Origin of the sequence: Streptomyces sp. NPDC047002 (genome assembly GCF_040704505.1) — a bacterium.
Classification (GTDB): Bacteria; Actinomycetota; Actinomycetes; order Streptomycetales; family Streptomycetaceae; genus Streptomyces.
Genome location: NZ_JBEYWC010000012.1, coordinates 115,487 through 129,102, shown reverse-complemented (window position 1 = coordinate 129,102; position 13,616 = coordinate 115,487). Strand labels below are relative to the sequence as shown.

12 protein-coding genes are annotated in these 13,616 nt (G+C 75.2%); 7 read left to right on the top strand and 5 right to left on the bottom strand.

Going from position 1 to position 13,616, the window contains the following annotated elements:
* Positions 1 to 13: 13 nt before the first annotated feature.
* Positions 14 to 1,828 (bottom strand): serine hydrolase, encoded by a 1,815-nt coding sequence (locus AB0910_RS14390; RefSeq protein ID WP_366744900.1) that lies wholly within the window; start codon positions 1,826 to 1,828, stop codon positions 14 to 16.
* A gap of 149 nt (positions 1,829 to 1,977) precedes the next feature.
* On the opposite strand from AB0910_RS14390, the gene AB0910_RS14385 reads away from it, so the two are divergent.
* The 3 genes from AB0910_RS14385 (at position 1,978) to AB0910_RS14375 (ending at position 5,185) form a co-directional block, all read left to right on the top strand.
* On the top strand, positions 1,978 to 2,655 hold the full coding sequence (locus AB0910_RS14385) for a GntR family transcriptional regulator (protein WP_366744899.1): 678 nt from the start codon (positions 1,978 to 1,980) through the stop codon (positions 2,653 to 2,655).
* The gene (locus tag AB0910_RS14380) at positions 2,652 to 3,872 is read left to right on the top strand and encodes an MFS transporter (RefSeq protein ID WP_366744898.1); all 1,221 of its coding nucleotides are present in this window, start codon (positions 2,652 to 2,654) and stop codon (positions 3,870 to 3,872) included. Before AB0910_RS14385 ends, AB0910_RS14380 begins: the two co-directional genes overlap by 4 nt.
* A 128-nt stretch (positions 3,873 to 4,000) precedes the next feature.
* Entirely contained in the window at positions 4,001 to 5,185 is a 1,185-nt protein-coding gene (locus tag AB0910_RS14375; protein ID WP_366744897.1) for an ionic transporter y4hA, read from the top strand.
* Positions 5,186 to 5,215: 30 nt separating this feature from the next.
* Here AB0910_RS14375 and paaK read toward each other — a convergent pair whose 3' ends face one another.
* Positions 5,216 to 6,508, bottom strand: a complete 1,293-nt coding sequence (paaK, locus tag AB0910_RS14370) for a phenylacetate--CoA ligase PaaK (protein ID WP_366744896.1) — start codon at positions 6,506 to 6,508, stop codon at positions 5,216 to 5,218.
* Between the two features lie 170 nt (positions 6,509 to 6,678).
* Here paaK and AB0910_RS14365 point away from each other — a divergent pair, with 170 nt between their 5' ends.
* Complete coding sequence (locus AB0910_RS14365; protein ID WP_366744895.1) at positions 6,679 to 6,924, top strand: DUF397 domain-containing protein; 246 nt, start codon at positions 6,679 to 6,681, stop codon at positions 6,922 to 6,924.
* Between the two features lie 97 nt (positions 6,925 to 7,021).
* Entirely contained in the window at positions 7,022 to 7,522 is a 501-nt protein-coding gene (locus tag AB0910_RS14360; RefSeq protein ID WP_366744894.1) for a hypothetical protein, read from the top strand.
* Positions 7,523 to 7,673: 151 nt separating this feature from the next.
* Here the strand turns inward: AB0910_RS14360 and AB0910_RS14355 are convergent, their stop codons facing one another.
* Positions 7,674 to 8,777 carry an aminoglycoside phosphotransferase family protein gene (locus AB0910_RS14355; RefSeq protein WP_366744893.1) on the bottom strand — a complete coding sequence of 368 codons (1,104 nt, stop codon included), beginning with the start codon at positions 8,775 to 8,777 and terminating at the stop codon, positions 7,674 to 7,676.
* Between the two features lie 231 nt (positions 8,778 to 9,008).
* On the opposite strand from AB0910_RS14355, the gene AB0910_RS14350 reads away from it, so the two are divergent.
* The gene (locus tag AB0910_RS14350; RefSeq protein ID WP_366744947.1) at positions 9,009 to 10,505 is read left to right on the top strand and encodes a hypothetical protein; all 1,497 of its coding nucleotides are present in this window, start codon (positions 9,009 to 9,011) and stop codon (positions 10,503 to 10,505) included.
* A 38-nt stretch (positions 10,506 to 10,543) separates the two neighbouring features.
* On the opposite strand, the gene AB0910_RS14345 is transcribed toward AB0910_RS14350, so the two are convergent.
* Together AB0910_RS14345 and AB0910_RS14340 are read right to left on the bottom strand one after the other, a co-directional pair.
* Positions 10,544 to 11,941 (bottom strand): SpoIIE family protein phosphatase, encoded by a 1,398-nt coding sequence (locus AB0910_RS14345; protein WP_366744892.1) that lies wholly within the window; start codon positions 11,939 to 11,941, stop codon positions 10,544 to 10,546.
* 159 nt (positions 11,942 to 12,100) lie between these two features.
* Positions 12,101 to 12,598, bottom strand: a complete 498-nt coding sequence (locus tag AB0910_RS14340) for an SRPBCC family protein (RefSeq protein WP_366744891.1) — start codon at positions 12,596 to 12,598, stop codon at positions 12,101 to 12,103.
* A 120-nt stretch (positions 12,599 to 12,718) separates the two neighbouring features.
* On the opposite strand from AB0910_RS14340, the gene AB0910_RS14335 reads away from it, so the two are divergent.
* Complete coding sequence (locus tag AB0910_RS14335; RefSeq protein WP_366744890.1) at positions 12,719 to 13,516, top strand: alpha/beta fold hydrolase; 798 nt, start codon at positions 12,719 to 12,721, stop codon at positions 13,514 to 13,516.
* Positions 13,517 to 13,616 lie beyond the last annotated feature (100 nt).

Below are 13,616 nucleotides of genomic sequence, written 5' to 3'. Positions count from 1 at the left end.
GCGCGACGGCGCGTCAGGTGGCCGAGCGGGCCCAGCCGTCCGCCGCCACGCGCCGGGCGTCGGCGCCGCGCCGCTCGTCGAAGGCGGTGCCCGCGCCGTCCGTGACGCGCTGGCCCGCCACGTACACACCGCGCCCCACGTAGAGCTTGTCGGTGGCGTACCGCCACCTGAGCCGCACGGCCCGGCCCCGGTGGGCCGACAGGTCGGCGCTGACGCCGTGCCAGACGCGGCCCGACCAGCCGGTGGCCGAGCCGTCCGCGTGGTCGAGTGCCGGGCCGCCGCCCGTGGTGACGAAGGGGACGGCGGTCCAGGTGCCGCCCGCGTCCGACGACGCCTCCAGGTACACGGCGTCGGAGGAGGGCTCGGTGTCCCACCACAGCGACGCCTCGTAGCGCGGGTGGGCGGACGACAGCGCCAGGTCGGGCAGGGTGAGCGTGGCACTTGCGGCGCTCGCCATCCCGGAGAACCAGGCGGTGCGGCCCTCGGGCGGCGCGACCGCCACGGCCCGCGCCATCCGGTCGCCCGTCGCCACCCGCGGCGCGCTGCCGGAGCGCCAGGTGCGCACCGGGTGCACGGAGTTGCCGAGCACGATCAGGAACGAGTCGGTCGTCGGGTCGATGACGATGCTCGTGCCGGTGAAGCCGGTGTGCCCCGCGGTCGTCGGCGTCGCCATGGCGCCCATGTACCAGTGCTGGTAGAGCTCCCAGCCGAGGCCGTGGTCGTCGCCGGGGAACGCGGTGTTGAAGTTGGTGAACATCAGCTTCACCGACTCGGGCCGCAGGATGCGCGCGGTGCCGTAGGCGCCGCCGTTGAGGAGCGTACGGGCGAGGACCGCCAGGTCGCCCGCGCGTGAGAACACCCCGGCGTGGCCCGCGACGCCGTCGAAGGCGTACGCGTTCTCGTCGTGCACCTCGCCCCAGACGAGGCCCCGCGAGAGCGCGGACCACGGCGGCCGCTCCACCTCTGTCGCCGCGATCCGCCGCTTCCAGGAGGCGGGCGGGTTGTAGCGGGTCGCGGCCATGCCGAGCGGCTCGGTGATCCCCTCGCGCACCAGCCGGTCGAGCGGGTGGCCGGTGATCTCCTCCAGCACCAGCTGGAGGGAGATCATGTTGAGGTCGGAGTAGAGATAGGCGGTGCCGGGCTGGTGGATCGGCGCCTCGTCCCACAGCATCCCGAGCCGGGCGGCGCGGTCGGGCGCCTCGTAGAACGGCAGGTCGGCCTGGAGCCCCGAGACGTGCGTGAGCAGCATCCGCACGGTGATGTCCTGCTTGCCGCCGCCCGCGTACGCGGGGAGGTAGCTCGCGACCTTCGCGTCGACGTCGAGGCGCCCGTGCTCGATCTGCTGGACGGCGACGACCGAGGTGAAGAGCTTGGAGAGGGAGGCCAGGTCGTAGACGGTGTCCTCGGCCGCGTCGATCTGCCGGTCGGCGGGGAACTCCGTGGCGGTGTCGGTGGCGGCGTCGTAGTCCGCGTACCTGACGGCCTTGCCGATGGCGCGGTGCAGCGCGATCGTGCCGCCACGCCCCGCGAGCAGCACCGCGCCCGCGTAGTACGGGTGCTGGGGCGACGGGCCGAGGTAGCTCTGCGCGTCGCTCACCAGCAGGTCGAGCTCATCGGCGAGGAGGCCCGCCTCGCGCGGGGTGCCGCGGCGCAGCGTGGTGGCGCCCGGTGCGCTCCGCCCGGCGGGCGCGGCGGCCCGCGCGGTGCCCGCGAACGGCAGCGGGCCGACTGCCAGGGCACCGCCGAGCGCGAGCGCCGCGCCGCCGAACAGCCGCCTGCTCACCGCTCTGCCCGCACCGGCATGATCCTCCGTCAGGGCCTTTGTCATCGGACGCCTTCCGCTGAAAGTATCTTTCGGTCCTCACCAAGCAGCTGAAACTTTCTTGCGGGAGAGCGGACATGTCAACCCTCGGGCGGTGAGTCCCCGGGAAACCCCTTGCATCCATGCATAGATGCAAGGCTGGTACGGTGGTGATCATGCCCGATCCCACGCGCGCGGCGCGGACCTCCGCGTCCGACACCGCCTACGCGCTCACCAAGGACCTCATCCTCACCGGCCGGCTCCCCGGCGGCAGCCTCATCAGCGAGGGCGAGATCGCCCACCGCACCCACCTGAGCAGGACCCCGGTACGGGAGGCCTTCCTGCGGCTGCAGAGCGAGGACCTGCTCGAACTCCACCCCAAGCGCGGCGCCGTCGTCGTCCCCGTCACCCCCGGCGAGGCCGAGGACGTGCTCGAACTGCGCCAGGCCCTGGAGAGCGCGGCGGCGGCCCGCCTCGCCGGACGCGGCCTCGCACCGCGCCACGAGGCACACCTGCGGGAGCTGGTCGACGACCAGCGCGCCCGCGCAGCCGCGCGGGACGTCGAGGGGTTCGCCGAGGTCGACGAGGAGTTCCACCGCGCCGTGGTCGACGCCTCGGGCAACGCCCTGTCCAGCAAGTTCTACGGCACCCTCACCGACCGCCAGCGCCGGATGAGCGTCTCGGCGCTCGTCCCCCGTCCCGAACGGCTCGCGGTGCTCGCCGACGAGCACGCCGAGCTGCTCGGCCTGCTGCTCGACCGGGACGCGGCCGCCTTCGCCGTCGCGCTCGCCGCGCACCTCACCGGCACCCACCAGCCGGGCGGCGCGGCCGGCCGGGACGGGGGAGCGGCATGACCGGCGCCGGGCGCGCGCGCACCGCGGCCGCCGCGATGTTCGCCTGCGGCTGGGGCGGCAACCAGTTCACGCCCCTCCTGCTGATGTACCGCCGCGTCGGCGGCTACTCCGTGCTCAGCGTCGACGCGTTCCTCGGCGCGTACGTCGTCGGCCTGATCCCCGGCCTGCTCCTCGCCGGCCCCCTCTCGGACCGGTGGGGCAGGCGCCGCGTCATGGTCGCGGGCACCGCAGCGTCCGCCGTCGCCAGCGCCGTCCTCGCCTTCGGCGCCGACGGGCCGCTGCCGATCTACGCGGGGCGGCTGCTCACCGGCGTCGCCGTCGGCATCGCGATGTCCGTCGGCAGCAGCTGGGTCAAGGAGCTGTCCGCGGACGCCGCCGACCCGACCACCGGAGCCCGGCGCGCCTCGCTCTGGCTCACCGCGGGGTTCGGACTCGGCGCCGGGGTCGCGGGTGTCCTCGCCCAGTGGGGTCCCTGGCCCATGGTCCTGCCGTACGTCGTGCACGTCGCGCTCACCCTGCCCGCCCTCGCCGGGCTGCCGCGCCTGCCGGAGACCCGCGCCGCCGCGCCGGGGCCGCGCGGCAGCCTGCTCGGCGACCTGCGGGTGCCCGCGCACGGCCGCAGCCGCTTCCGGCTGCTCGTGCTGCCGATGGCGCCCTGGGTCTTCGGCGCCGCCGGGCTCGCCTACGCGGTGATGCCCCAGCTGGTGGACGACAGGCTCGGCAGCTGGGGCCTGGTCTACGCGACCGCGCTGACCGTCCTCTACCTCGGCACGGGCGTGGCCGTGCAGCCGCTCGCCAAGCGCCTCGACCGGGCCGCGGGCGGCCCGAAACCCGGCGTCGTCGCCATGGCCGTGCTCCTCGCTGGCGCCGTCCTGTGCGCGGTCGACGCCGAGCTGCGCTCGCCCTGGCTCGCCCTCGCCGCTGCCGTCGTCCTCGGCGCCGGATACGGCATCGCCGTGGTCACCGGCCTGCTCGAAGTACAGCGCATCGCATCGGCCGACGACCTCGCGGGCCTGACCGGCGTGTACTACACCCTCGCCTACGCCGGGTTCCTGCTGCCGACCGTGCTCGCGCTGATCTCCTCCTGGGTGCCCTACCCGGTGCTGCTCACCGCCGTCGCGGTGATCGCGGCCTGCTGCCTGGCCGTCGTCGCCGCGGGCGCGCGCCGCGACGCCCCCCTGCCGGAGGCCGAGGCCCCCGTGCCGGTACGGGTCTGACGCCGACGCCGCCGTCCGCGGAACCCTTCCGGCGCTTGGGCGGCCCCGCCGCCCGGAGCGCGGCGGGGCCCGGCGCCCCGCCGCGCTCCGACGCGCGCGCGGCGCCGGGCTCTGGCAGCGTGTCGGACATGACGACGCGCCTCACCCTGCGGACCGTGCTGTCCCGCTGGACCGTCGCCGTGCCGGTCGTCGCCGTGATCGCCCTGGTCCTGAGCTGGGGCCGCAAGGGGCTGCCCGGCTTCGCTACGGCCCTCGTCGCGCTCTGCCTCGCCGGCGCGGTACTCGCCGCCGTCCACCATGCGGAGGTGGTCGCCCACCGGGTGGGTGAGCCGTTCGGCTCGCTCGTGCTCGCCGTCGCCGTCACCCTCATCGAGGTGGCCCTCATCGTCACCCTGATGATCGACGGGGGAGCCAAGAGCCACTCCCTGGCCCGCGACACCGTCTTCGCCGCCGTCATGATCACCACCAACGGCATCGTGGGCGTCTGCCTGCTCATCGGCGCGCTGCGCCGCCGCGTCGCCGTGTTCAGCGCCGAGGGGGCGAGCACCGCGCTCGCCACCGTGGGCACGCTCGCGACCCTCGGCCTCGTCCTGCCGACCTTCACCACCAGCACGCCGGGGCCGCGCTTCTCCGGCACACAGCTCACCTTCGCCGCGCTCACCGCGCTCGCCCTGTACGGGCTGTTCGTCAGCGTGCAGACCGTGCGCCACCGCGAGTACTTCCTCCCGGTCGACGACGCGGGACGCCCGCGTGCCGACCTCCGCGCGGACGGCGGCGAGGGCCACGGCCCGCAGAAGGGGCACGGAGCCGGCGCGGGGGAGGAGGACGACGGCGGCGAGCGGCACGTGCGACCCAGCGGGCGCGCCGCGCTGCTCAGCCTCCTCCTGCTGCTGGTGGCGTTGACCGCCGTCGTCGGCGACGCGAAGGCGGTCTCCCCGACCATCGAGTCGGGCGTGGAGTCCGCCGGGCTGCCGCAGGCCGTCGTCGGGGTGGTCATCGCCCTGCTCGTCCTGCTGCCCGAGACGCTCGCCGCGGTACGCGCCGCACGCCGCGACCACGTGCAGACCAGCCTCAACCTCGCGTACGGCTCCGCCATCGCGAGCATCGGCCTGACCATCCCCGCGATCGCGCTCGCCACCGTCTGGATCAAGGGGCCGCTCGTCCTCGGCCTGAGCCCCACCCACATGGTGCTGCTCGCGCTGACCCTGATCGTCAGCGGCCTGACCGTGCTGCCGGGCCGCGCCACCCTGCTCCAGGGCGGGGTGCACCTGGTGCTGTGCGCGGCGTTCGTCTTCCTCGCCGTCAGCCCCTGACCCCGCGGATCGCCCGCGCCGGGGCCCGGCTCAGGGGCGCGGCTCCCGCAGGTCGACGATGCGGCGGATCTTGCCCACCGAGCGCTCCAGCGTCTCCGGCTCGACGATCTCCACCTCCACGGACACCCCCACACCGTCCTTGACGGCCGCCGCGATCGACCGCGCGGCCTCGGCCCGCAGGCCGGGGTCGGCTCCGGGGCGCGCCTCGGCCCGCACCGTCAGGGTGTCGAGCCGGCCCTCCCGGGTCAGCCGCAGCTGGAAGTGCGGCGCCACGGCGGGCGTGCGCAGCACGATCTCCTCGATCTGCGCCGGGAAGAGGTTGACGCCCCGCAGGATCACCATGTCGTCGGAGCGCCCCGTCACCTTCGCCATCCGCCGGAAGGCGCGCGCGTCGCCCGGCAGCAGCCGGGTGATGTCCCTGGTCCGGTAGCGGATCACCGGCATGGCCTCCTTCGTCAGCGAGGTCAGGACGAGCTCCCCCTCCTCGCCCTCCGGCAGCACCTCCCCGGTGAACGGGTCCACGACCTCCGGGTAGAAGTGGTCCTCCCAGAGGGTGAGCGACCCCTTGGCCTCCAGGCACTCCTGCGCGATCCCCGGGCCCATCACCTCGGAGAGGCCGTAGATGTCGACCGCGTCCAGCGCGAACCGCTCCTCGATCTCGCGCCGCATCTCCTCCGTCCAGGGCTCGGCCCCGAAGACGCCGACCCTCAGCGACGTCGAGCGCGGGTCCACGCCCTGCCGCTCGAACTCGTCGAGCAGGGTCAGCATGTACGAGGGCGTCACCATGATGACCTCGGGCTCGAAGTCCCTGATCAGCTGCACCTGGCGCGCGGTCATGCCGCCCGAGGCCGGGATCACCGTGCAGCCGAGCCGCTCCGCCCCGTAGTGCGCGCCGAGGCCGCCGGTGAACAGGCCGTACCCGTAGGCGACGTGCACCCTGTTCCCCGGCCGCGCGCCCGCCGCCCGCAGGGAGCGCGCCACCATGTCCGCCCAGGTGTCCAGGTCGTGCGCGGTGTACCCGACGACCGTCGGCAGGCCCGTCGTACCGCTGGAGGCGTGGACGCGGCGGATCTCGGACCGGTCGACCGCGAACATGCCGAACGGGTAGTTCTCCCGCAGGTCCGCCTTGGCGGTCAGCGGGAAGTGCCCCAGGTCGGCGAGCGAGCGGCAGTCCTCGGGGCGCAGCCCCGCGGCGTCGAAGGCCCTGCGGTAGAAGCCGACGTGCTCGTAGGCGTGCCGGAGCGTCGCCCGCAGCCGCTCCAGCTGGAGCGCCCCGAGCTCGGCGCGGCTCAGCCGCTCCCCGGGGTCGAGCAGAAGTCCCACGGCGTACTCCCTTCCGTCGACCGATCATTCGGTAGAGCGGTACGCGACCACGTTATCCAGCCGCCGCGGCCGACCGTCAAGAGCCGCGCGGCCGCCGCCGTCCGCGCCCTGTCGGGGCGGTGCGGGCGTCGCTACGCTGGCCGGGGGACGGAGAACGGGAGGAGCACGCAGTGGCCGAGAGCACCACCGGGGCGCACAGGACGGGCCGTGGACGGGAGGCGCAGGATCTCGACCTGACCGGAGCGGACTGGCGTTCCGGCAGCCAGGGAGTGGGCGACGTGCAGATCGCCTTCGTCGAGGGCTTCGTGGCGATGCGCAACGCGCGCCGCCCCGAGAACCCCTCGCTGATCTTCAGCCCGGCGGAGTGGCGGGCGTTCGTCATCAACGCGCGCGACGGCGAGTTCGACCTCACCTGACCCGGCGGCGCGCCGCCCCGGTGCGCGCGGAAGGAGACCGCGCGGCCCCCCCCGCACCCCGCTCCGGGCGGTGCGGTGAAACCCTTACGATGGGGTGATGTCCTTCCTCCGCCGCCGCAGCGCAGCCACGCCCGCGGGCCCCGACTTCGACGTCCTGGCCATGGACCCCGGCGACTGGCCGGGCAATCTCGGCGCCGGTCTGCTGCCCGCTCCCGACGGCAGCTGCCAGGGCGTGTTCCTCCGCTACGACCTGTTCGGCGGCCGCGGCCCCGCGATGATCATCGGCAATCTGCCGGAGGGCTCGCCCGCACGGGAGCTCGGCGAGGGCCAGGTCCCCTTCGAGGTGGCGCAGCTGCTGCTCGCGCTGGAGAACGACGAGCCCGTCGAGGTCGCGGGCAGCGACGAGACCCCGGTGATGCAGGGGGACAACCTGCTGATCGTGCGCCGCCTCAAGCTCTCCGAGAGCCGCATCTCCTGCGTGCAGTTCGACCGCAGCGACAACGTCCTCGTGACGATCGCCAGCTGGGACCGGCCCATCACGGACGACCTCTACGCACTGCTCAAGCCGCTGCCCGCCGAGCTGTTCCAGCAGGGCTGAATCGCCCGCTGGGCGCGCTCGCGGCGGCGAAGCCCCCCTCGGGAGCGGCGAGTTCGCCGCGCCGCTCGCGTACGGCGCTGCCCCGCGTACGGTGCCTGGGCGGCGCGTCGGCCGGGCGCACCCGCCAGGCGGCCCGGCCCGTGCGGCGCGCTCAGCGCGTCCCGACCGCCGCGCGCACCGCGCGCCGCGCCAGGGCGCAGTCGTCGTGCAGGCGGCGCAGCAGCAGCCGCTGCTCCTCGCCCGGCGCGAGGCCGCTCTGCGTTGTTGCCGCCGCGCCCGTCGCGGGCGCCTCCCGCAAGGTCCGCTGCACCGCGGTCTCGTACATCCGGATCTCGCGGGTGAGGACCAGCATCAGGTTCACGAGGAAGGCGTCGCGCGCGGCGGGCCCCGCCAGCTGCGCGAGCCTGCTGATCTCGCGCCGCCCCTGCGCGTCGTCGCCGAGCACCGCCCACAGCGTCGCCAGGTCGTAGCCCGGCAGGTACCAGCCCGCGTGCTCCCAGTCGACCAGCACGGGACCGGTCGGGGACATCAGGATGTTGGAGAGCAGGGCGTCGCCGTGGCAGAACTGGCGCGAGGCGCCGCGCGCGGCGGCGATGCCGTGCAGCAGCTTCTGCAGGTCGCCGAGGTCCCGGTCGGTGAAGAGGCCGAGCTCGTGGTAGCGGGAGAGGCGAGCCGCGTAGTCGAGGGGCGCGTCGAAGCGCCCCGCGGGCGGCTGCCAGGCGTTGAGCCGGGTGATCGCGCCGAGCACCGAGCGCACGTCCGCGCGCGCCGGTGCCTGCAGCGGGTGCCTGGCCAGGCCCGCGGGGCGGCCGGGGACGCGTTCGAGCACCAGCGCTCCGCCGTCCGGATCGGCCGCCACCAGCCGGGGCACCCGCACCGGCGGACGGTGCCTCACGAAGGCGCGGTACGACGCTATTTCGTGGCGGAACCGTTCCGCCCACAGCGGCGACTGGTCGAGCAGGCACTTGGCGACGACGGTGGCCCGCCCGGCGGAGCCCACCAGCAGGACCGAGCGGCCGCTGCGGCGCAGCACCTGCGCCGGGTGGAACTCGGGGCAGATGCGCAGCACCGAGGCGACCGCCGTCCGCAGCTGCGCGCCCTGCGACCCCGACAGGTCGAGTCTCCCGCTGACCTGGTGCATGGCCGCGCCCGCCGGGCGCCGTCCCTGGCCGGGAGCGGCGTAGGGCCCGCCGCCCGGCATGATCGTGCGCGGCGGGCGTGAGGGGGCGGACACGGAGGCCGATGCTGTGTACATGGGCGAGACAGATCCCTTCGTGTGCCGACGAGTTGCGCGCGCCCTCCGCCCCTGCGCCCCGGCACCCTGGGGAGTACCCGGGGGCCGCGGGGGCGGGATGGCGCACTCCTACCCGACACCGGTGCGCGGGTGGCACACCATCTGGCGGGCCCTGGCGAACCCTGGCGAATAGTCGCGACGCATCTGCCAGGGGGCTACTGTCAAGTCAGCCGAGATCCTGGGGGCTTGATTGTGAGTGGAGAACCCAACACCCGCCTGTCCGACCTGTTCGGCCTGGCCGGCTGGTCGAAGGGCGAGCTCGCGAGGCTGGTGAACAAGCAGGCGGCGGCCATGGGCCACCCGCAGCTGTCCACCGACACCTCGCGCGTGCGGCGGTGGATCGACATGGGGGAGACCCCGCGCGATCCGGTCCCGCGGGTGCTCGCGGCTCTGTTCACCGAGCGGCTCGGCCGTGTCGTGACCATCGAGGACCTCGGGTTCGTACGCACCCGGCGCCCCGGGAAGCGGCAGGACGCCGGGAGCAGGGAGAAGAACCCCGACGAACTGCCGTGGGCGCCGGAGCAGACGGCGGCGGTCCTCACCGAATTCACGGGAATGGACCTCATGCTCAACCGACGCGGCTTGATGGGCGCGGGTGCCGCGCTCACCGCAGGTTCCGCACTCAGCGGCGCCATGTACGACTGGCTGCACACCGACCCCGTACTGGCCGCAGACGCCCCTGCGGCCACCCTCGCCCCGCACGCCGAGGCGGCCGGGTTCGACCGCTACGAGGCAGCGCCCGTCGGCTCCCAGGAGATCGACGCGCTGGAGCGGTCCGTCGAGGTCTTCCGCGCCTGGGACGCCGCACGCGGCGGCGGCCTCCAGCGCAAGGCCGTGGTGGGCCAGCTCAACGAGGTGGGCGGCATGCTCGCCTACCGCCACCCCGAACCCATCCAGCGGCGGCTGTGGGGCGTGGCGGCGAACCTCGCCGTGCTCGCCGGCTGGATGTCCCACGACGTGGGGCTCGAACCCACCGCGCAGAAGTACTTCGTCATCGCGACGCACGCCGCGCGCGAGGGCGGCGACCGGCCGCGCGCCGGCGAGGCGCTGTCCAGGGCGGCGCGCCAGATGGTTCACCTCGGCAGGCCCGACGACGCGCTGGACCTGATGAAGCTCGCCGCGTCGGGGTCCGGCGGCCGCGCGCTGCCGAGGACGCGGGCCATGCTGCGGACCGTCGAGGCGTGGGCCGAGGCGGCCATGGGCGACGGCCGGGCGATGCGCCGCACCCTGGGCGAGGCCGAGGAGCTGTTCGTCTCCGACCGCGGCGAGGGCGAGGACGCGCCCAGCTGGATGGAGATGTTCGACGAGGCGGACCTGCACGGCATGGAGGCGCTCGCCTTCCGCACGCTCGCCGACCACGACCCGGCCGCTGCGGCGACGGCGCGCGGACACGCCGTCAAGGCGCTCGACCTGCGGGCCAAGAGCCGCAAGAGGTCCACGATCTTCGACTACCTGTCGATGGCGTCGGCGTGCTTCATCGGCGGCGACCCGGAGGAGGCGGACCGCTATGCCCGCCTCGCGCTGGTGTCGATCGGGGAGACCTCCTCGCACCGCACCTGGGACCGGCTGCGCGAGATGTACCGGCTCACCGGCAGGTACGCGGGCCACTCCGCCACCGACGACCTGCGCGACGAGATCGAGACCGCCCTGCCGAAGGCACCGCAGCGCGCCCGCGGCGCGAGCGTGTAGCCGGGTCCCGGGCGGCGGCGCCCCGGCCGGTCCAGGGCTCAGGAGACCCGCGCGACCAGCACGCACGCGTCGTCCGTGCGCGGGCCGCCGAACGCGGCGGCGAGCACGGCGGCGCACTCGCGCGCGGAGCGGGCGGCCGAGAGCCGGGGCGCCAGCGCGAGCAGCCTGGGGTGCGCGTCGGCGGCGAGCGCCCGCGTGTACAGCACCAGCACGTCGCCCGGCAGCAGTCCGGCGTCCTCCTGCGCGTACGAGCCGCCGGCGGTCGCGCCGAGCGGCACGCCGTCGGGCCCCTCCAGCGGGGAGCCCGCGCCGCCACGGAAGCGGACCGGCGCCGGGAGCCCGGCCTGCGCCCAGGAGAACGTCCCGGTCTCCTGCCGGTGCCTGGCGCAGAGCGCGCCGCCGAGCGCGGGCTGCTCCTGCGCCTCGACGAGCCGGTCGAGATGGCCGAGCGCGTCCCCCGGTGCGATGCCCGCGACGGCCAGGCCGCGCAGCGCGCCGCGCACCATCGCGACGGACGAGGCCGTGGCCGCCCCGTGCCCGGTGAGGTCGCCCACGGCCAGCAGGGTGTCGCCGCCCGGCAGTTCGAACACGTCGTACCAGTCGCCGCCGAGGAGCGGCCCGCCCCCGCCCTGCGGGCAGTAGGCCGCGACGTCGAGCGGGGCGGGCCCCTCCGCCCGCGGCCCCGCGCCGCCGGGGTCCTGCAGCACCGCCTCGGGCAGCGGGGCGGCGGGCCCGCGCGGCCCCGCGGTCCCCGCGTCGTTGGGGACGAGGGCGCGGGAGGCCCTGACCACGCCCTCACCGCGGCGCAGGTCGCTCACGTCCCGCACGACGGCCCACATCGACGCGGCGCGTCCTGCGGCGTCGAGGACCGGCTCGCCCGTCATGTGCACCGTGCGGACCCGGCCGCAGGCGTGCACCACGCGGAACTCGCCGTCCACGGGGCGCCCGTCGACCAGGCACCCCGTCACCATCGAGGCGAGCAGGGCCCGGTCCTCGGCGAACACCAGCGAAGGCAGCTCGTCCAGCGACATGGGCCCGGCCGCGCGAGGGCGGTCGAGGATGCCGTACAGCTCGTCGGACCAGCTGACCTCGTCCGTCAGGAGGTTCCACTCGGCGCTGCCGACGCGGCCGGTCAGCGGCCCCGTGCGGGCAGCGGCGCCCGGGTCCGCCTCGCGCGCCTGCCCGGCGCGGGGGCCGGACCCGGTCGGGCGCCCGGCCCGCAGCTGGTCCAAGTGCGCCCCGAGATCGTCGAGTTGGTGTACGGCCAGGTCGCAGAGTGCCTGCTGCCAGCGCCACAGTGTGTCGTCGTCCGCCGCCGCGTCCTGCCGCACCGCGTCGACCTCGCCGCGCAGCCTGCGGGCCTGCGTGATGAGCGCGTCCACGGGACCGCGCCGGGACGGCGGGGTGGGAGGGTCCGCGAAGAGGGAGGACGGCATCGGGCAACTCCGGGTACGGGGCGCGCCGTCGGACGCGTCCGGGTGCTTGACCCCCCTGACTCTCGCACAGCGGCAGGTGCCCCGTAAGCCATTTGGCAACACTCGACACGTGCGTGCGCCTGGCATATGCCCAAGGCGGCCTGTGGGGGCGCGGACCGGCTAGACGGCCTCCAGCGCCGCCTTGAGGTTGCGCAGCGTGGTGGCGATGTTGCGCCGCTGGAAGTCGGCGAACGTGCCGCCCGTCGCGATCCGGTCGAAGGCGCGGGCCGCCGGGTCGGGCCAGCGGCGCCTGTCGTCGGTCCAGGTCTCGGTGACCCGGGTGCCGCCGGGCACCGCCTCGAAGCGGTACTCCCAGGTGGCGATGGGGCCGCGCAGCCGCGGGGTGCGGAGCCCGATCGCGCCGACCCGGAAGGCGAACCGCTCGCCGGGGTCCGCGGCGAGCACCGTGCAGCGGGTCGTCCACGAGGAACGGCCCCGCCGGTTGCGCCCGTCGAAGACCATGCCCACCTCGGCGGGCCGCTGCCCGCCCCGCACCCGGGCGCCCAGGTTCTCCGGGCTCCAGCGGTGCATCTGCCAGACGTTGCTGACCTCTTCGTAGACCGGCAGCGGCGGCCTGGCGACGACGACGCTGTCCGAAACGGTGAAGGTGCGCGGCATGGCGGCTCCGATCGTGTTACCGGCGGGTAGGGCGCTCCCTCGACCGTACCGCGCGCCCGCGCCGTGGGGCAGTGGTACCGCACCCTCGTGCGCTTCGCCGGCCCCTGAGAGGATGGCCGGGTGATCGATACCGCCGCTGCCTTGCACCACGACGTCGCGGGCCCGCAAGGCGCGCCCGCCCTGATCCTCGGGCCCTCGCTCGGCACCTCGCTCGACCTGTGGGTGCCCCAGCTCGCCGCCCTCGGCCGGGCCCACCGGGTGGTGCGCTACGACCTGCCGGGCCACGGGGGCACCCCGTCCGCAGCCCTGCCGCACCCCGAGCCGGGGGGCACCACCGTGGCGGACCTCGCACACCTGGTGCTCGGCCTCGCCGACCGGTACGGCATCGGCGCCTTCCACTACGCGGGGGTCTCGCTCGGCGGCGCCGTGGGCACGTACCTGGCGATCCACCACCCGGAGCGCGTCTCCTCGCTGGCGCTCGTGTGCACCTCCGCGCACTTCGGCGGCGCCGAGCCGTGGCGCGCACGCGCGGCGCAGGTCAGGCGGGAGGGGGTGGCGTCCCTCGTCGCCACCGCCCCCGGCCGCTGGTTCGCCGCCCCGGAGACGGCCACGACGCCGCGCGGCGCCGCCCTGCTCGCCGACCACGCGGCGGTGGACCCGGTGGGATACGCGGCGTGCTGCGACGCGCTCGCCGCCTTCGGCGTCCGCGACCTTCTCGGCTCGATCGCCGCGCCCACGCAGGTGGTCGCGGGGGCGGGCGACGTCGCGACCCCGGTGTCGCACGGCCGCGAGCTCGCGGACGCGATCCCGGGGGCGAGGCTCGACGTGGTGGAGGGCGGTCACCTCGCGTCGGCCGAGCGGCCCGCCGAGGTCACGGCGCTCCTGACGGCGCATCTGGAGCGGGTGGCGGACGGCTGAGGCTGGTCCATACCAGCGTCTTGACGTGCACATGCGCCATGCCTTAAATCAAGAACTGAAATAAGCGCCGACGGCCGGACCCCCGAGGGCCGGCCGTCGG